Source organism: Saccharopolyspora sp. 6V (assembly GCF_020176785.1).
GTDB lineage: Bacteria > Actinomycetota > Actinomycetes > Mycobacteriales > Pseudonocardiaceae > Saccharopolyspora_C > Saccharopolyspora_C gregorii.
Genome location: NZ_JAIUKB010000030.1, coordinates 1 through 18480, shown reverse-complemented (window position 1 = coordinate 18480; position 18480 = coordinate 1). Strand labels below are relative to the sequence as shown.

The 18480-nt window shown below is 72.4% G+C and carries 18 protein-coding genes; 13 read left to right on the top strand and 5 right to left on the bottom strand.

The window, feature by feature from the left end:
- Positions 1–14 precede the first annotated feature (14 nt).
- Positions 15–1580: a substrate-binding domain-containing protein gene (locus LCD35_RS06900; protein ID WP_224966825.1), complete on the bottom strand. Its 1566-nt coding sequence runs from the start codon at positions 1578–1580 to the stop codon at positions 15–17.
- Positions 1581–1773: 193 nt separating this feature from the next.
- On the opposite strand from LCD35_RS06900, the gene LCD35_RS06895 reads away from it, so the two are divergent.
- The 6 genes from LCD35_RS06895 to LCD35_RS06870 all read left to right on the top strand — a co-directional run bounded on the left by LCD35_RS06895 (position 1774) and on the right by LCD35_RS06870 (position 8714).
- Positions 1774–2736 (top strand): 5-dehydro-4-deoxyglucarate dehydratase, encoded by a 963-nt coding sequence (locus LCD35_RS06895; RefSeq protein WP_255614470.1) that lies wholly within the window; start codon positions 1774–1776, stop codon positions 2734–2736.
- 13 nt (positions 2737–2749) lie between these two features.
- Positions 2750–4042, top strand: coding sequence for a glucarate dehydratase family protein (locus LCD35_RS06890; RefSeq protein WP_224955666.1), 1293 nt, complete (start codon positions 2750–2752; stop codon positions 4040–4042).
- 28 nt (positions 4043–4070) lie between these two features.
- Positions 4071–5381: an MFS transporter gene (locus LCD35_RS06885; RefSeq protein ID WP_224955665.1), complete on the top strand. Its 1311-nt coding sequence runs from the start codon at positions 4071–4073 to the stop codon at positions 5379–5381.
- Positions 5382–5520: 139 nt separating this feature from the next.
- Entirely contained in the window at positions 5521–6324 is an 804-nt protein-coding gene (locus LCD35_RS06880) for an IclR family transcriptional regulator (protein WP_224955664.1), read from the top strand.
- Between the two features lie 144 nt (positions 6325–6468).
- A complete protein-coding gene (locus tag LCD35_RS06875; protein ID WP_224955663.1) occupies positions 6469–7425 on the top strand; it encodes an SAM-dependent methyltransferase in 957 nt (318 codons plus the stop codon).
- Between the two features lie 368 nt (positions 7426–7793).
- Positions 7794–8714: an AEC family transporter gene (locus LCD35_RS06870; protein ID WP_224955662.1), complete on the top strand. Its 921-nt coding sequence runs from the start codon at positions 7794–7796 to the stop codon at positions 8712–8714.
- Between the two features lie 282 nt (positions 8715–8996).
- Here LCD35_RS06870 and LCD35_RS06865 read toward each other — a convergent pair whose 3' ends face one another.
- Complete coding sequence (locus LCD35_RS06865) at positions 8997–9713, bottom strand: dienelactone hydrolase family protein (protein ID WP_224955661.1); 717 nt, start codon at positions 9711–9713, stop codon at positions 8997–8999.
- Between the two features lie 100 nt (positions 9714–9813).
- Between LCD35_RS06865 and LCD35_RS06860 the strand changes: the two genes are divergently transcribed.
- From LCD35_RS06860 to LCD35_RS06845, 5 genes are all read left to right on the top strand, one after another.
- A complete protein-coding gene (locus LCD35_RS06860) occupies positions 9814–10599 on the top strand; it encodes an enoyl-CoA hydratase/isomerase family protein (protein WP_224955660.1) in 786 nt (261 codons plus the stop codon).
- Between the two features lie 245 nt (positions 10600–10844).
- The gene (locus tag LCD35_RS06855; RefSeq protein WP_224955659.1) at positions 10845–11270 is read left to right on the top strand and encodes a universal stress protein; all 426 of its coding nucleotides are present in this window, start codon (positions 10845–10847) and stop codon (positions 11268–11270) included.
- A gap of 121 nt (positions 11271–11391) precedes the next feature.
- Positions 11392–11469, top strand: coding sequence for a putative leader peptide (locus LCD35_RS30695; protein WP_358444385.1), 78 nt, complete (start codon positions 11392–11394; stop codon positions 11467–11469).
- 109 nt (positions 11470–11578) lie between these two features.
- Positions 11579–12577, top strand: a complete 999-nt coding sequence (locus LCD35_RS06850) for an ABC transporter substrate-binding protein (RefSeq protein WP_224955658.1) — start codon at positions 11579–11581, stop codon at positions 12575–12577.
- Positions 12578–12590: 13 nt separating this feature from the next.
- Complete coding sequence (locus tag LCD35_RS06845) at positions 12591–13907, top strand: LLM class flavin-dependent oxidoreductase (RefSeq protein WP_224955701.1); 1317 nt, start codon at positions 12591–12593, stop codon at positions 13905–13907.
- A 24-nt stretch (positions 13908–13931) separates the two neighbouring features.
- Here the strand turns inward: LCD35_RS06845 and LCD35_RS06840 are convergent, their stop codons facing one another.
- From LCD35_RS06840 to LCD35_RS06830, 3 genes are all read right to left on the bottom strand, one after another.
- A complete protein-coding gene (locus LCD35_RS06840; protein WP_224955657.1) occupies positions 13932–14801 on the bottom strand; it encodes an SAM-dependent methyltransferase in 870 nt (289 codons plus the stop codon).
- A gap of 232 nt (positions 14802–15033) precedes the next feature.
- Positions 15034–15894, bottom strand: coding sequence for a helix-turn-helix transcriptional regulator (locus tag LCD35_RS06835; protein WP_224955656.1), 861 nt, complete (start codon positions 15892–15894; stop codon positions 15034–15036).
- Positions 15895–16045: 151 nt separating this feature from the next.
- A complete protein-coding gene (locus LCD35_RS06830) occupies positions 16046–16282 on the bottom strand; it encodes a DUF397 domain-containing protein (RefSeq protein WP_224955655.1) in 237 nt (78 codons plus the stop codon).
- A gap of 88 nt (positions 16283–16370) precedes the next feature.
- Here LCD35_RS06830 and LCD35_RS06825 point away from each other — a divergent pair, with 88 nt between their 5' ends.
- Positions 16371–16652: a hypothetical protein gene (locus LCD35_RS06825; protein ID WP_224955654.1), complete on the top strand. Its 282-nt coding sequence runs from the start codon at positions 16371–16373 to the stop codon at positions 16650–16652.
- 344 nt (positions 16653–16996) lie between these two features.
- Positions 16997–18307, top strand: coding sequence for an MCE family protein (locus tag LCD35_RS06820; RefSeq protein ID WP_225043912.1), 1311 nt, complete (start codon positions 16997–16999; stop codon positions 18305–18307).
- The last annotated feature ends 173 nt before the right edge of the window (positions 18308–18480 follow it).

Sequence of the window (18480 nt, the reverse complement as noted above, 5' to 3'; positions counted from 1 at the left end):
CCACAATGGACTGATCACTGCTCGGGGGTGCAGCGGGACGGCCGGTCCAGGTCGGCGCAGGGGACGTCGCCCTCGTGCCGCAGGATCGCGCCGCCCGCCGGAGAACGCAGGAACTCCAGGAAGCTCGACACGAGCGAGCCGGGCCGCGGTTCGTCGTAGGTGTAGGCGAATTCGGTCTCCCAGAAGGGATAGGCGCCGTCGACGACGGTCTCCCGGGTGGCGGGCACGCCGTCGATGCGGACCGGCAGCACCCGGTCGTCGCCCTCGATCCGGCCCGCCTCCGCGTAGCCGAGAGCGCCGGGTGTGCGGCGCACCGCGTCCAGCACCTGGCCGGTGTCGCCGCGTTCGCAGTGCACCACGCCCGGCGCCTCCTCGGGTCGGACTTCCGCGCAGTCGGCGGAGTTCCACGGCGCCCGTTCGCCGCCCGCGCCGAGCAGGCGGCGTTCGAAGACCTTCCGGGTGCCGGACTGCCGGTCGCGGCTCACCAGCCGCACCGGCAGCTCGGCGCCGTCCAGCTGCCGCCAGTCGGTGATCTCGCCCCGGTACAGGCGCCGGACCTGGTCCAGCGACAGGTCCCGCACCTGCGCCTGCTCGCTGACGACGAGGCTGAACACCGACAGCGACACGGGGCGCGCCAGCAGCTTCGGCTCGCGGTTCCCCTTGGCACCGTCGGAGAACGCGAGCAGGTCCGGTGCTCCGTCCCGGGCGGCGCGTCCGGCCTCGCCGAGCTCGGCGAGGCCGGTGTCGCTGTCGCTGAAGTCGGAGATGATCACCGAGCCGGGGCAGCGCCGCTGGTAGGCGTCGGCCGCGGCGCGGGCCGCGTGCTCGAACGCCGATGAACCGGTGAGCGTGATGCGGCCCGCCGCGCACTCCAGCGCCACCGGATCGGGCCGGGTCAACGAGACCGCGAGCTGCCCGAGGCTGACCAGCACCAGGAACAGCACCAGCGCCATGATCCGCCGCGGTGGCCGGTTGTGGCTGCGGGTCTCGCGGATGGCGCCGGTGCCGACGCCGCCCTTGATGCCGCCGACGACCTCCGGCGCGGCGTCCGATCCTGCCGCGCGGTCCGATCCCGCCGCGCGGTCCAGCACCGCCAGCACCTTGTAGTGCGCGCCGCGGTTGAGCGGCACCTTGGGCAGTTCGATGACGTCCCGGTCGACGCGCAGCCCGGAATCCGGCCCGAAGGACGGGCGCAGGAATTCGCTGCTGAGCTCGGTGATCACCATGCCCGCGATGGTGCGGCCGGGGAACCGCACCCGGATGCCGACCTTGTCGCCGTCGAGCACCGCGTAGTCGGCGGGGTCGATGTTGGTGGCCCCGTCGTTCTCGATGCGCAGCAGCACGAACGAGGGCGCGGTGAGCGCGGCGCCTTCGGTGGACAGCTGCAGGGCTTGGAACGCGCCGGGGTCGAGCCGGCCGCGGTCGGGGTGCGCGGCGTCGGTGGCGGTGGTGTCCAGCTGCACCCGGTAGCCGAGCCGTTTGCGGCCGACGAAGGCGAATTCGTAGAGCGCGAGCACGATCGGCACCACGAGGCCGAGCGCGGCCAGCGCGGTCTCCCAGGACCAGTCGAAGTCGGGCATGTCGGCTCCCGTCGCGCGGGGAAGTGCGCTTCCGAGGCCGAAGCTAGGGGCGGCCGGTGCGGCCGGGTCCGGGTGCGGCGACCGTTCGGGAACAGTTCACCGGTGGTCCACCGGGGGCGTTGACAGCGGTGGGGCCGATTCCTAATCTCGTCTACAAGAGGAATCGCAGTCTACATATGAAGACGAGATGCGCATGGCTTCGGCTCCGCTCGGTACCTCGCCACCCGACCCCGGTAGGTTCGCCGCCCACCTCCGCGAACGCATGGCCGCCGGCGTGCTGTCGTTCCCCCTCACCTCGTTCACCGCCGCCGGCGAGCTCGACCTCGCCGCGTTCCGGACCTACCTCCGGGGACAGGTCGACGCCGATCCCGCCGCGTTCTTCGTCGCCTGCGGCACCGGCGAGTTCTTCTCCCTCACCCAGGACGAGCACGCCGCCGTCGTGCGGACCGCCGTCGAGGTCGCGGACGGGCGGATCCCGGTGCTCGCCGGGCTCGGCTACGGCTGGGCGCAGGCGCGGCAGTTCGCCGAACGCGCCGTGGACGCGGGCGCCGACGCCGGACTGCTGCTCCCGCACTACCTCGTCAAGGCACCGCAGGACGGCGTGGTCGAGCAGGTGCGCCGCGTCGCCGAGCACACCCGGCTGCCGCTGATCGCCTACCAGCGCGACCACGTCCGCTTCGGCCCCGGCGCCGCCGCCCGGATCGCCGAGCTCCCCACCGTCATCGGTCTCAAGGACGGCCACGGCGACCTCGACGCGCTGCAGCGCCTCACGCTCAGCACCCCCGCGGACTTCCTGTTCTTCAACGGCGCGGCCACCGCCGAGATGCAGGCCCGCGCCTACTCCGCGATCGGCGTCCCCGCCTACTCCTCCGCGGTGCACGCGTTCGCCCCCGAGATCGCGCGGACCTTCTTCACCGCGCTGCGCGGCGGGGACCGGGAGCGAGTCGAAGGGCTGCTGCGCGAGTTCTACTTCCCGCTCGTCGAACTCCGCGACCGCCGGGCCGGTTACGCCGTGGCGCTGGTCAAGGCGGGCGCCCGGCTGCGCGGCCTGCCCGTCGGGCCGGTGCGCGCCCCGCTGGTCGATCCGGGGCCCGCCGACCTCGCCGACCTCCAGAAGCTGATCGAGACGGGCCTGGCGCTCGTCGACCAGGACTGAGCAGGGAGATCCCATGCCCGAGAGCACCCGCATCGCCGAAGTCCGCGTCACCCCCATCCTGATCAGCGATCCGCCGCTGCTGAACGTCCAGGGCGTGCACCAGCCGTACACGCCGCGCACCATCGTCGAGGTCGTCACCGAGAACGGGGTGAGCGGCATCGGGGAGACCTACGGCGACACCGACTACCTCACGATCGCCCAGGCCTTCGGTCCGGAGCTCGTCGGACGCCCGCTGACGGCCCGCAACGACCTGTTCGCCCGGGTCGCCGCCGCGGCCGCCGAAGTGGACATCGCCCGGATCGACAACACCGTCGTCGCCGAAGGGCTCCGCGGCGCCCGCACCGAGGTGAAGCTGGTGCACAGCGTCGTGTCCGCGTTCGAGGTGGCGCTGCTCGACGCGCTCGGCCACGAGACCGGGTTGCCGGTGCACGCGCTGCTCGGCGGGAAGGTCCGCGACCGCGTCGAGTACAGCGGCTACCTGTTCTACCGGTGGGCCGCGCACCCGCTGCCCGGCGAGCCGGAGGACGACTGGGGCGCCGCGCTCGATCCGGCAGGCGTCGTCGCGCAGGCGCGGCGGTTCGCCGACCGGTACGGGTTCCGCTCCTTCAAGCTCAAGGGCGGCGCGTTCGCACCGGAGCAGGAGGTCGCCGCGGTCCACGCGCTGCACGAGGCGTTCCCGGACGCCCCGCTGCGGCTCGACCCCAACGGCGCGTGGTCGGTCGAGACCAGCCTGCGGGTCGCCGCCGAGCTCGAAGGCGTCGCCGAGTACCTGGAGGACCCCACCGCGGGCACCGAGCAGATGGCGCGGGTCGCCGCCCGCACCAGCCTCCCGCTGGCCACCAACATGTGCGTCACCGCGCTCGACGAGGTGCCCGCCGCGTTCGCCGCCGACGCCGTGCAGGTCGTGCTCTCCGACCACCACTATTGGGGCGGGCTGCGCGCCACCCAGGACCTCGCCGCGATCTGCCGCACCCACGGCAAGCAGCTGTCCATGCACTCCAACACGCACCTGGGCATCAGCCTCGCCGCGATGACGCACGTGGCCGCCACCATCCCCGACCTCGACCACGCCTGCGACACGCACCGGCCGTGGCAGACCGAGGACGTGATCACCGCGCCGCACACCTTCCGCGACGGCTGCGTCGAGGTCACCGACGCGCCCGGGCTGGGCATCGAGCTCGACCGGGACTCGCTGGCCCGGTTGCACCGGCGCTGGCTCGACAGCGACGTGCGCGACCGGGACGACGCGGCCGCGATGCGCAGGGTGCGCCCGGAGTGGCAGGCACCCTCGTTCCCCGTCTGGTGAACCGCTCCTTCCCCTCCCGGAGGCGTCGATGACGACGGTACCGACGGAGTCCACTTCGGACGATGCCGCGCTGCGCGGTGCGGTGGGCAAGTTCTTCCGGCGCATGGTCCCGCTGCTGGTGGTCATGCTGATCGTCAACCAGATGGACCGCACGAACATCGGGTTCGTGCGCCACGACCTGGAAGCCGACCTCGGCATCGGCGCCGCGGCCTACGGGCTCGGGGCCGGGCTGTTCTTCGTGGCCTACGCGCTGTTCGAAGTACCGAGCAACGTGCTGATGGAGCGCTTCGGCGCCCGCGTCTGGCTCACCCGCATCATGATCAGCTGGGGCGTGGTGGTGTTCGCGATGGCGTTCATCACCGACACCACCACCTTCTACGCGATGCGGTTCCTGCTGGGCGTCGCGGAGGCCGGGTTCTTCCCCGGCGTCATGTACTACTTCACCCGTTGGCTGCCGGACCGGTACCGGGGCCGCGCCGTCGCGATCTTCCTCGGCGGTTCCGCGGGCGCCTACGTGGTGACCGGGCCGGTCACCGGCGCGCTGCTGGAGCTGGACGGGGTGGCCGGGCTCGCCGGCTGGAAGTGGATGTTCCTGGCGCAGGGCGTGATCTCGGTGCTGATCGGCGTCGTGGCGGCCTTCCTGCTCGTCTCCCGGATCGGGGACGCGAAGTGGCTCACCGCCGAGGAGGGGGCCGCGCTGGCCGCGGCGGTGGCCGCCGACGACGCGCACCGGGCGGACGCGGAGGAGCGGGTGTCGAAGACCCGGCTGCTGCTGCACCCGCAGGTCCTGCTGCTGTGCTTCATCTTCTTCGCCATCTCGCTGACCGGGTACGCGATCACGTTCTGGCTGCCGAGCCTGGTGTCCGGCATCGCAGGGCTGCCGGACTTCGGCGTCGGAGTGGTGAGCGCGGTGCCGTGGGCGTGCGCGATCGCCGCGATGTACCTGATGGGCCGGTTCACCGACCGCACCGGCGTCCGCCGCCCGTACGTCACGGTGGCGCTGGTCGTCGCCGCGGTCGGCACCTTCCTGGCGACGCTCGGCTCGCCGTGGTTCGGAGTGGGGGCGATGTGCGTGGCCGCGGTCGGGTTCAAGTGCTCCGCGTCGATCTTCTGGCCGATCGCGCAGCAGGGGCTGGACGGCAAGATCGTCGCGCCGGGCATCGCGCTGGTGAACTCGCTGGGCAACCTCGGCGGTTTCGTGGCGCCCACCGCGATCGGCCTCCTGGAGGAGACCACCGGATCCACCACCTACGGGCTCTACGGGCTGTCGGCGGCCTCGTTGCTCGCCGCCGGGCTCGCCACCCTGATCGGCAGGCGCCGGTCCGCCGCCGCCCGCTGACCCCGGACCCCGGGCGCCCCCGCGCCGGACGCCCGGGGCCGCGGAGCCTTCGACGGCCCGCCGACCGCCCGGTGTGTACGGTGTTGCTTTGCGGAAAAGGCACGGTGGCCGGGGGTTTTCCGGTCGCGGGGAGCGCGGGATGAGCGGCATGGCGGACGGGCAGAAGGGCGTGCGGGACGTCAAGTCGGCGGCCCGCACGGTGGAGGTCCTGGAGGTGCTGGGCGGCCTCGACGGTGAACCGGTGAACCTCCGCGAACTGGCCGAACGCACCCAGGTGCCGCGCAGCAGCCTCTACGCCCTGCTGCAGACGCTCGTCGCCCGCGGCTGGGTGCGCACCGACGTCACCGGCTCGCTGTACGGGATCGGGGTGCGGGCGCTGCTGGTCGGCACCTCCTACATCGACGGCGACCTGCGCGTCGCCGAGATCGGGCCGCACCTGGACGAACTGGTCGCCGACCTCGGCGAGACGGTGCACTTCGCCCGGCTCGACGGCGCCGACGTGGTGTACCTGCTGACCCGCGAGTCCAAGCACCACCTGCGCCCGTTCAGCCGGGTCGGCCGCCGGTTGCCCGCCAGCGCCACCGCGCTGGGCAAGGCGCTGCTGGCCGAACGGGCGGACGCCGACGTGGCGGCGCTGCTGCCGGACCCGCTGCCGAGGTTCACCGGGTCGACCCTGGACCGCGCCGGGCTGCACGCGGACCTGGCCGCCACCCGCGATCGCGGCTACGCCGTGGAGCTGGAGGAGAGCAACGTCGGCGTGCACTGCATCGGCGTCGCGTTGCGCTACGACAACCCGGTGCAGGACGCGATCAGCTGCTCGGTGCCCACCGCGCGGGTCACCCCGGAGTTCGAGCGGCGCGCCGTGCGGCGGATGTTGCGCGCTCGCGACGAGATCGAACGCGCCGCGCTGCGCTGGCCCACCTCCCAGGTCTCCTGGCGCTGATGTCCGAAGTGGACTGACACGCGCCGCTTCCACCGAAGGACCGCACCGGGTTCGGCCGGGCGGCCCTTGCGCGCCCGCGGGCCCCTCGCCACGCTCGAAGCCGGAGCTCGACCAGGGGACCGGGCTCGTCGAGGGGAGCGTTCGATGGGGCGGGACGGACGGCGGCACGACGCGGAACGGATCGGAACCGACCCGGGCCCGGCCGCGCCCCAGCAGGCCGCACCGGGCGCTTCCTGGACCGCTGCTCCGCCGCACGCCCCCGGCGTACCCGCCGCCAGGGCGCCGCGGACCGACCCCGGATTCTCGCTCGAATCGATCCCCGGAGTGGACGTGAAGCACGCCAACGCGGCCCGCATGTACGACTACGCCCTCAACGGCGACCACAACTTCAAGATCGACCGCGAGGTCGCCGACCAGGTGTTCGCGGTGATGCCCAGCGGCCCCGCCGTCGCCCGCGCCAACCGCGCCTTCCTGCGCCGCGCCGTGGAGTTCTGCGTGGACGAGGGCATCGACCAGTTCCTCGACCTCGGCTCCGGCATCCCCACCCGCGGCAACACCCACGAGATCGCGCAGGCCCGCAACCCCGAGGCCCGCGTGGTGTACGTCGATGACGAACCCGTCGCCGCCGCGCACACCCGCCAGCTGCTGCGCGGCAACGAGAACGCGGCGATGGTGCAAGCCGACGTGCGCGACCCGGGCGACGTGCTGGCCGCGGAGCCCACCCGGCGGTTGCTCGACCTCGACCGGCCGGTGGCCGTGCTCATGGTCGCGGTGCTGCACTACGTCAGCGACGCGGACGGCATCGTCGAGATGCTGCGGACCTACCGGGAGCAGTGCACCCGGGGCAGCTTCCTCGTCATCTCGCACACCACCCAGGACAACCAGCCCGACGCCTCCCGGGAGCTGCGCGAGCTGCTGGCCGCCTCGGGCACCGAGGTCACGCACCGCGACCGCGCGGCGGTGCGCGCCCTGTTCGACGGCTGGCGGCTGGTGGAGCCCGGCGTGGTGTGGACCCCGCAGTGGCACGGGTCGCCGCCCGCGCCCGGCGCCCCGGCGCCGGAGGAGTCCGAAACCTGGTGCGGCGTGGCCGAACTCCGCTGATCGCCCGCGACGACCCGCCGCGCGCGTGCGAGGACGGGTCCCGGGCAGTTGCCGGAGGGTGCGGATCAGTCCTCTGTGGAGCATCGCGGAACGCCGATTTCCCATCATGTGGTCATCTTCGGCCGTCCCCGTCCCGCGGCATGACATATGTCATTGCCCGCGCTCGTGGTCGCTCGCGGTCGGGTCGGCTATCGTCTGATCCGCATGGCGGCGCCCGCGAGCTATACCGGCGGGCGCCCTGACCGGCGTCCCCGCCCCTTCCGCACGCGGCCGGACGCGTCCTGCCGAAGATCGGAGTGGGCACCGATGAGCCGCGCGCACCGCGCCTGGCGGCGGGGAACCGCCCCCGCCCGCCGATCGGAGCCGACGTGACCGGAGTGCTCACCGGGTTCGCCGTGATCGGCGCCATCATCGCCGTCGGCTACCTGGTGGCGCTGCGCGGCTCACTCGGCGACCACGGCCAGGAGGTGCTGAGCAGGCTCGCGTTCTCGGTGGGCACCCCGGCGCTGCTGTTCACCACGCTCGCCCGCGCCGACCTGTCCGTCATCGTCTCGCTGCCGCTGCTGATCACCGCGCTGAGCACCTTCGCCGCCGCCGGCCTGTTCGTCGCCGCCGGGGTGGTCCGCGGCTGGGACGTCGGGCGCACCACCATCGGCGCGTTGTGCTCCAGCTACGTCAACTCCGGCAACCTCGGCATCCCGATCGCGGTGTACGTGCTCGGCGACGCGTCGCTGGTCGCGCCCGTGCTGCTGCTGCAGCAGCTCGTCGTCACCCCGATCGCGCTGGCCGTGCTCGACCTGTCGCGGCCCGGAGCGCACACCTCCTGGACGGCGCGGCTGACCACGCCGTTCCGCAACCCCGTGGTGCTCGGTTCGCTCAGCGGCGTCGCGGTCGCCGCGACCGGGCTGCACGTGCCGGACGCCGTGTTCGACCCGATCAACCTGCTCGGCGGGATGGCGGTGCCGGGCGTGCTGCTGGCGTTCGGGATCTCGCTGCGCGGCGCCAGCCTGCCCGGCCGGAGCCCGGAGAAGAAGGTGGTGTTCTTCTCCGTGGCCCTCAAGTCCGTGGTGCAGCCGCTGGTCGCCTGGGCGTTGGGCCGGTTCGTCTTCGACCTGCCCGACCCGCAGCTGTTCGCCGTCGTCGTCACCTCGGCGCTGCCCGCCGCGCAGAACCTGTTCACCTACGCGGCCCGCTACGAGACCTCGGTGGTGCTGGCCCGCGAATCCGTGCTGCTGTCCACCATCCTCGCCGCACCCGCCATCGGGTTCATCGCGGTGCTGCTCGGCTGACTGCCCCTTCATTTTCACTTCGGTTGCGAGGTGGGTCGGGTGGCGGAACCTCAGCAGCTTCCTCGCTGCCCGCTTTCCCAGTGGCTCTTCAACGTCTTCCTGTCAGCGGCGAAGCCGATGAGCTGCCGACCAGGCACGCAGACCGACCACCAGCGGGTTCTCAGCGGTTCCCTCGCGAGGACAGCTTTTCCCTCGTGGCGGAGCCACTTGGGAAAAAGATCCCGCAGCGAGGGAACCGCTGAGGTTCCGCCACCCGCCCCCGAAGCAACAGAAGGGGGAAGATCACCGCAAAGTGGTAGTCCGCACGAAGCTCAGGGTCTGCGGCCAGGAGTGCAGGTATGCCTCGGCGTTCACCGGGTTCTCCTGGCGGGCGCGGGCGCTGAACCCGTGCTCGGCGCCGGGGTAGGTGTGCACGATGCTGGCGCCGCGCTCGCGGCCGGTGAGCGCCGCGTTCAGCGCGTCGAAGCTCTCCCGCGGCACCAGGTCGTCGGCGCCCGGGTAGTGCATCATCACCGGCGCCTCGATCCGCGCGGCGTGCTCGGCGGCGTCCAGCGCGTGGTTCGGCGCGGGCGGAATCGGCACCGTCGGGTGGTAGGCGATCACGTTCGCCAGCCGCTTGTCCCGTCCGCCCAGCAGCAGCGCGAACCGGCCGCCGAGGCACCAGCCGATCACCCCGGCCCGCTGCACGCCGAGCTCGTTGAACAGGTGCGAGAGCAGCCGCTGCTGCTCGGCGAGCGCCGCCTCGTCGTCGAGCTCGCCCATCAGCCGCACCAGCTCGTCGCGCTCGGTGTCGTCGGCGCTCGGCCCGTCCCACGGGTCCCAGGACAGCGCGGTGACCCCGGCGGCGGCCAGGTCGGCGGCGAACTCCCGCACCTGCTCGCCGATGCCGGTGAGCATCGGCAGCAGCAGCATCGCGCCGCCCGCGTCCACCTCCGGCCGCGCCAAGTAGGCGCGGGACCGGCCGACCGCTACGAACTCCCCGGAGATCTCCTCAGCCATGCCCCCACCCTAGGCACTCGTGGGGGAACCGGCGGGCGGTGGCCGCCCGCGATGATCCACGATGGGCGGGCAGCGCAGCCGAACGGGAGGACGACGCGTGGTGGCACCTGGACCGCTCCGGTACGAACCCGACTCCGGGATCGCCCTGCTGACCTTGGACGACCCGCCGATGAACCTGGTGACCCTGGAGCTGACCCGCGCGCTCGACGCCGCGCTGGACGCGGTGGAGCGCGACGGCGCGCGCGTCGTGATCCTCACCGGGGCGGGTGAGCGGGCGTTCTGCGCCGGTTCCGACATCGGCGAGTTCCCCGGCCTGATGCACCCCGGCGCGGTCGTGGAGCGGAAGCTGCGCAGGCAGAACGAGGTGTTCACCCGGCTGGAGCGGCTGCCGGTGCCGACGATCGCCGCGCTCGGCGGCCTCGCCTACGGCGGTGGCCTGGAACTGGCGGCGTGCTGCGACCTGATCATCGCCGAACCGCAGGTGCGGGTGGGACTGCCGGAGATCAAGCTCGGCCTGTTCCCCGGCAGCGGTGGCACCTACCGGGTGACGCGGCGGATCGGGCGGGGGCGCGCGAAGCAGCTGATGTTCTTCGGCGACCCGGTCGACGCGAGCACCGCGCTGTCCTGGGGGCTGCTCGACGAGGTGGTGGAGCGCGGCGGCGCGCTCGCCGCGGCCCGGGAGCGCGCGGACGTTCTGCTGCGGCGGCCGCGGACCTCGCTGCGGCTGGTGAAATCCCTCATCGACGCCACCGCGGACGAACCGGACGAGGAGGTGCTGCGGCGCTCGCTGGCCGCCAGCGACGAGGCGTTCACCTCCGCCGAGGCGCGCGAAGGGGTCCGGGCGTTCTTCGCCAAGGAGACCCCGGACTTCGACACCGGCCGATAGCCCGCGCCGCCCTGTTCGCGCCCCCCGCTCGCGCCGACGGGCCACCCCGAGCCGCCGGGCTGCCGAGCCGCGCCGGCGGGTCGCCCGTCCCGCGCCGACGGGCTGCCGAGCCGCGCCACGCCGAACGTCCGCCGCGCCTCCAGGTCGCACCGACGGGCCGCGCCACCGAGTCGCCGGGCTGCCGCGCCGCGATGCGACCACTCCGCGGCTGCGGGACGGTGGTGGCTCGGCAGGGGAGGGCGCGCATGACCGAGACCTACCGGATCGTGACCGGAGTGGACGGCTCAGCGTCGTCGCGCGCCGCGCTGCGCTGGGCGCTGTGGCACGCCGACCTCGCCGGGGGCGCTATCACCGCGCTGATGGCCTGGGACCTCTCACCGATCTACGGCTGGGCGCCGGACGACGCCGGGCACCGCACCGCGCGGACGCTGCAGGACGTGGTGCACGAGGTGGCCGGTGAGTCCCGCGTACCCGTGGAGCGCGTCGTCGTGCAGGGCGGTCCGGCGAAGGCGCTCATCGACGCGGCCGCCGACGCGGACCTGCTGGTCGTCGGCAGCCGCGGCCACGGCGGGTTCACCGGAGCGCTGCTCGGTTCGGTGGGTCAGCACTGCGTGCAGCACGCGGCGTGCCCCGTGGTGGTGGTCCGCGAACCCGGTGGCCGCACGGGGTGATCGGCCCGTTCGTCCGCGCAGATCGGTCGTCCGCCGGGCGTCGCCCGCGGTGACGGTGATCGCATTCCCAACCTGTTGGATTGGGTTTACACCGCCGCGGCGCCCTGGCTAGCGTTCGGGCATGCCGCAGCGGCCGATGCTCACCACCCGGGGTCACGTGGACCTGTCGCGGGTGGCCTCGGCGCTCTGTCCGCGCTGACCCGGCTCGTTCCCCCGCACCGGTCCCACCGGTCCTCCCGTCCCGCGCGGACGGACGCCCTCACCTCGTGCCCGGCCGCCCGGCGGCCGCGCCCCTCGCTGGAGGTCCCATGCCGACCCGCTCCACGCGGCGTTCCTTCCTGGCCAAGCTGGCCGCCGCCCCGCTCGTCCTGAGCCCGCTCGCCGCGGCCGCCTGCGGCGGGAATCCCGCGGTCCGCGAGGACGGCAGCGTCGACCTCACCAAGGTCACGCTCACCATCGGCGACCAGGCGGGCATCCAGCAGGCCCTGGTCGAGGCCGCCGGCGTGCTCGACGGCAAGCAGTACCAGGTGCACTGGTCCCAGTTCGCCGCCGCCGCGCCGTTGCTGGAAGCCCTCCGCAGCGGAGCCGTCGACATCGGGCTCGCCGGGGACGCGCCGACGCTCAACGCGCTCGGCTCCGGCGCCGACATCAAGATCGTCTCGGCGACCCGGGCGGTGCGGCAGTACGGACTGGCCATCGTGGTGCCGAAGGGCTCGCCGATCCGCACGGTCGCCGACCTGCGCGGCAAGACCGTCTCGCCGACCACGCCCGGCAGCGTCGGGCACTACCTCCTGCTGAGCGCGCTGCGCGAAGCCGGGTTGTCCGCGGACGACGTGCGGATCAGCTTCCTCGAACCGGTCAACGCGAGCGCCGCGCTCAGCTCCGGCGCCATCGACGCCTGGTCCACCTGGGACCCGTACACCGCCGCCGCCCAGCTCGACCAGGGCGCGACCGTGCTGCGCGACGCGAACGGCCTCGCCCACGGGCTCAGCTTCATCAACGCCTACCAGGAAGCGCTCGACGACCCGGGCCGCCGCGCCGCCATCCGCGACTTCATCGGCCGCTACAACAAGGCGCTGGAGTGGGCGCGGGCCAACCCGGAGGAGAACGCGCGGATCTACGGCGACCTCAGCCACCGGCCGCCGAACATCGCCCGGCTCGTCTCGGACCGCTCGCAGCGCACCGGTGGTCCGGTCGACGACCAGGTGACCGCCCAGCTGCAGGAGGTCGCCGACAACTACCTGGAGTTCGGCGTGCTGCGCGAACACCTGGCGATCGGCGAGCACGTCGACCGCGGCCTGTACTGAGCGGGCGGTGGCGATGACCCGGCGGCTGCACCTCGCGCTCTACCTCGACGACCACGGCATCCACGCCGGCGGCTGGCGCCACCCGCGGGCGGCGCCGCCCGGCGAGCACGGCCTGGCGCTCTATCGGCGGCTCGCCGAGTCCGCCGAGCGCGCCAAGCTGGACCTGCTGTTCATCGCGGACAAGCTCGCGGTCGACGACATCTACGGCGGGGACTTCGGCGCGGTCCTCGAACACCGGCCGAACACCCATCTCGACCCGATCGTGCTGCTGTCGGCGCTGTCCTCGGTGACCGAGCGGATCGGCCTGGCCGCGACCGCGTCCACCACGTACTCGGAGCCGTTCCACGTGGCCCGGATGTTCGCCAGCATCGACCACCTCAGCGGTGGCCGGGCCGGGTGGAACGCGGTGACCTCGGTCAGCGACGGGGAGGCGCGCAACTTCGGCCGCGCCGAGCACCTCGGCCACCAGGAACGCTACGAGCGGGCCGCCGAGTTCCTCACCGCGGTGCGGGCCTTGTGGGATACCTGGGACGAGGGCGCGGTGCTCGCCGACCAGGCCGCGGGCCGGTTCGCCGACGCGAGCAAGGTCCGCTACGCCGACCACGCGGGGGACTGGTTCCAGGTCCGCGGGCCGCTCCCCGTGCCCCGGGTGCCGCAGGGGCGGCCGGTGATCGTGCAGGCCGGGGCGTCGGGGGTGTTCCAGCGGCTCGCCGCCGCGAACGCCGACCTGGTCTTCGCGGTGGCGCCGACGCTGGAGCGCGGGGTGGAGTTCTACCGCGGCTTCAAGCGGCAGGTGCGGGAGGCGGGCCGCGGCGAGCACGAGGTGCGGGTGCTGCCCGGGATCATGCCCGTGGTCGGGGAGACCGACGAGCAGGCGCGGGAGGTCGAGCGGGAGCTGCGTGCGCTGGTGCTGCCCATCGCGGGCCTCACCTTCATGGCGGCGAGCATGAACCTCGACCTGTCCCGCTTCCCGGTCGACGGGCCGGTGCCCGACGTCCGGGACGAGATCCGCGGCAGCAAGGGCCGCTTCCAGCACGTGATCGCCGATGCGATCGACCGCGGGATCATGCTGGGGGAGCTGGGTGCCGAGTACGCGGCGACGCTGTCGTTCCCGCTGGTCGCCGGATCTCCCGCCACGATCGCCGACGAGTTCCAGCGCTGGTTCGAGGCAGGCGCCTGCGACGGGTTCGTGCTGATGCCGCCGTACGTGCCGGGCGGGGTCACGGACTTCTTCGAGCAGGTGGTGCCGGAACTGCAGCGCAGAGGATTATTCCGCACGGAGTACAAGGGGCGCACCCTGCGCGACCACCTCGGCATCGAGCGTCCCTGATCGACGCCGAGGTGGTCCGCCGGATCAGAGGGGCTTGCGCCCGACCCCGGCCCAGATCGCCGACTCGCCGGACTGGCTGAAGTCCAGCTTCGGCGAGTGGTTGGGGCTGCTGTCCTCCGGGTGCCAGTCGGTCGTCCACGCCATGCCCGGCTCCAGCATCTCGAAGTCGCCGAACAGCTCGCGGATCTCCTCCTGGCTGCGCCAGATCACCGGGCTGGAGGAGTTGTCGTACATCTGCTTGATGCCGACCAGCTGGTCGTCCAGCTCGGCGGGGACCCCGTCGTCGGTGAGGTGCGAGAGCGCCAGGTACGAGCCGGGCGGCAGCAGCTCCCGGTAGCGCTTCATGACCTGCGGCGAGATGTCCTCGCCGTCCGGACCCGGCTGCTGGACGTGCAGCACCGCGATCAGCAGCACCGCGACCGGCTGCTCCAGGTCGAGCACCCCGGTCTCGATGGCCTTCTGCCACAACCGGTCCGGGTTGCGGAAGTCCGCGTTGATCGCGGCGTGCCGCTCCCCGTCGCCGTGCTTCTCCAGCAGCACCTGGGAGTGCGCCACCGCGACCGGCTCGTGGTCGACGTAGACGACCTTGGAGCCCGGCTCGACCTCGTCGGCGACCGAGTGCGTGTTGCCCATCGTGGGCACGCCGGAACCGATGTCGATGAACTGGTGCACCCCGCGGGCCACCAGGTGCCGGACCGCTCGGTGCAGGAAGAGCCGATTGCTGATCGCGATCGGGCGTAACAACGGGTATTGGTCGACGACGTGCTGGCCGAATTCCCGGTCGATGGCCCAGTTCGCGTTACCGCCGAGGTACCAGTCGTACACCCGGGCGACGCTCGGCTTGGTCAAATCCGCGTGCTGCGGGGGGAACGGGTCCTCATCAAGATCGCTCATTCGCATGGTCCTTTGTCACAACCGGGTGATCTTGCGACGAATAGTAACCCCTCGACCGCTCGGCGTGAGCGGGGGCCATCGGGTGAAAAGCCGGCCGATGTCCGTGGTCAGCGGCCTGCGGGCACGTGGACGCGCGGAATCGGCCGGGCGGTCCGCGGTTCGGTTCGCACGGCAGCACGAAGCGGGGGGGAGGGCCGTGCCCTCCCGCCGATCCGGTTCGGTCGGAAAAGGGTCAGAAGGTCAGCTTGGAACGGAATTCGGCGGCCAATTCCTGCAGGAAGTCCACCGACTCGTTCAGTTCCAGCGCGGCACCGCGGATGCGGTCCCACGCATCCACGAACAGCTCGAAGTCCCCTTCGTCGTCGAGGTAAACCCCACCGGCGGCGTGTTCGATGAACACGAAGTCCTTGGTGGCGTCGGGAAAGCGCATGATCGTGAAGTCGTTCGGCGTGAAGGCCAGCCGCACGTCGAACGGCAGCACGTGCACGAACACCCGCGAGTAGCGCTCGCCCAGCGCCAGGAGGTGCTCCACCTGGTCCAGCGCCACCGACGGGTTCGGCCCGCCGGGCATCCGGCGGAACGCGGCCTCACCGATCACGAACCGGTAGTAGGGCGGCCGGTCCAGGTCGAAGACCTGCTTGCGGTCCTGGCGGTTGCGCACCAGCGAGGTCACGTCCGTGGCGCGATCCTCGCTGAACTGGGTGAGCATGTAGTGCTCGGACTGCAACGGGCCGGGGATCCGCTCGCCGTGCCAGCTGAGGATCTCGCCCGCCGCGGGCTCCAGGTCGGTGAAGGTGCGGAACCAGTGCGGCACCGCGGACCGGTACCCGGACCACTGGCCGCGCTGCCCGGTGCTCGATCGGGCCAGGTCCAGCATCAGCTCCGCCTGGGCGTCGCTGCACTGGAAGGCCTCCAGCATCTGCTTGAGCTCGGCCTGCTTGACCGCCACCGCGCCGGACTCGATCTTGTTGACCTTGCCCTGCCTGCAGCCCAGCAGATCGGCGACCTCCTGCTGGGTCATCCCGACCGCCGTCCGCGCTCGGCGGATCTCGTTGCCGAGCTGTCTGCGCCGCGACGTCACCGTGCTCGGCACTCGGAATCTCCGCTCTTCGTTCGGGGTCTCGACAAGCAGATCATCCTAGCCGAGCGGGCACCCGATGGCGTGCTGCCCGGTGGTGACCGGACCGACCGATGATTTCACCCTTAAGGGGAATAATCGACACCACCGATCGTACCGATGGTGATCATGGCAGGTCGAACGCACCGGTGCGGGTCCTGGTCAGGAACGAGCGCCAGCGCGCCGCGTCGAAGACCAGGACTCCGTCGTCGATGTTCTTGCTGTCGCGGACTCCGACGGGGCCGCCCGCCACGGGGTGGTTGACCTCGACGCAGTTGCCGCCGTTGGGTCCGCAGCGGTGCGCGGCCGTCCAGCCGTGCTGGGGGAAATACGAGGTCATCAGGTTCGGGTCCGGTGCTTGCACTGGGCGCTCCCTCCGCACTGTTCAGTTCAGCTCGACAACGAGATTAATCCTTGAGTAGGATTAATCTCAAGCACAGGAGGGAGCAATGATGCCCAGCGTTGCCAACAGCTCCGCACACCTCCGGCGCGACCCCGACGCTGCAGCGGAGCAGCGGGTGTGGGTGTTGCGCAGGCACCCGCGCGTGTCGCTTCGGCAGGCGCACGCGATCGTCTCGGTCGACTGGGACGCCGGTGTCGCCCGCACCGCCTGCGGGTTGGGGTTGCGGCGGGATGCCATCGCCGACGTCCCCGCCGGCGGCTGCATGCCCTGCGTCTCCTGCGTCGCCTCGATACCCGTCGGGTCCCGGCAGCTGGAGGACTCCGCCGACTGACGTCGGTGGCGCAGCCCGCCCGCACTCCCGCCGGTGGGCCCCGACCAGGCCGGGTGCGCCGCGCCGAACTTGCCAGGGCCCCGTCGAGATCCTGCCCGCGGTGATCTCCGGGGCCGCGACCGCCGCCCGGCGGAATGATCTGTCCGGAATGGTCAATCGGATGGCCGGGGTTCTCATGACCCACGTCACCCTCGCGCTCTAGTCTCTTGCCCTGTCCGGCGCCTCCGGTCGTCTTCCGTCCAGAGGAGCGCCACGACGAGGGCCCCGCGGAACCGGCGCGCACCGCGCCCCCGACCGCTGCGGGCCACGTCGAATTGTTCCGGGTTCGAGTCAACGGCGGTCCGATGAGCGAAAACAGCACCAATGCGACGGTGCGGCGCAGGTTGCTGGGGCTGGCGCTGCTGCTGTGCGCCGCATTGTTCCTCAGCACGACGGTGGCGACGTACCAGGGGGTCTTCCGCCCGAGCGTGGACGTGGTGCTGATCGCCGCGTCCACCGGCAACCAGCTGGGGCCCGACTCCGAGGTGAAGGTCCGCGGCATGATCATCGGCCGGGTCTCCGAGGTGCGCCCTGTCGACGACGGCGCCGAGCTGCACCTGGCGCTCGAACCGGACAAGGCGCGGTTGTTGCCGTCGAACGTGTCGGCGCGGTTGTTGCCGCGGACGTTGTTCGGGGAGCGGTACGTGTCGTTGGACGTGCCGGAGCGGGCGTCGTCGGTGCGGTTGGCTTCGGGTGATGTGATCTCGCAGGATCGGACGCGGGCGTCGGTGGAGTTGGAGACGGTGCTGGCGGACACGATGCCGGTGCTGGAGGCGATCCACCCGGACGATCTGGCGGTGACGTTGAACTCGTTGAGCCAGGCGTTGGACGGTCGTGGTGAGTCGATCGGGGACACGATCTCGCGGTTGAACGAGTACGTGGCGGGGTTGAACCCGTCGGTGCCGCAGTTGCAGGAGAACCTGCGGCAGCTGGTCGGGGTGGCGGAGACCTACGAGCAGGCGGCGCCGGACGTGCTGGCGGCGTTGGGGGATCTGTCGCAGACCTCGCGGACGTTGGTGGACCAGCAGGAGAACCTGCGCGGGCTCACCTCCCAGCTGACGACCACGTCGAACGACGCCACCGGGTTCCTCGAAGCCAACGGCGACGACCTGATCCGGCTCGGCGAGTCGGCGCGGCCCACCGCGGACGTGCTCGCGAAGTACTCCCCGGAGTACCCCTGCCTGCTGCGCACCCTCGCCGACACGGTCCCGCGGGTGGACGACGTCTTCGGCGTGGGCACCGACGAGCCGGGCGCGCACATCACCCTCGAAGTGGTGGCACCGCGCGGCGAATACGTGGCGGGCCGGGACGAACCGATCTACGCCGACGAGCGCGGCCCGCGCTGCTACGACTACCCGGACGGCACGCGGCCGCAGTACCCGCCGGACGGGCCGATCCAGGACGGTTCCGCCCCACCCGCCGCGGGAGACCCGCCGGCCGCCGGATCGGCGGGTTCGGGGTCGCACGGCCTCGGGCTGATCAACTCGCCGCAGGAGCGGGACGCGGTGGCGCTGGTGCTGGCGCCCTCGATGGGCGTCCGGGCGAGCACGATGCCGCAGTGGGGTTCGCTGCTGGTGGGCCCGGTCCTGCGCGGGGCGGAAGTCGACTACACCTGACCGTCCACAGTGCACTCGCTCCGCCGGTGGTCGCACGGTCCGCGCGATCGCGGTCCGGTGGGACCGACGTCCTCGGCGCCGGGCGCGGAGCCGCGGGGGGGGGGGGGGGGGGGGGGGGGGGGGGGGGGGGCCGCGGGGGGGGGGGGGGGGGCGCCCCCCCCCGGCCCCCCGGG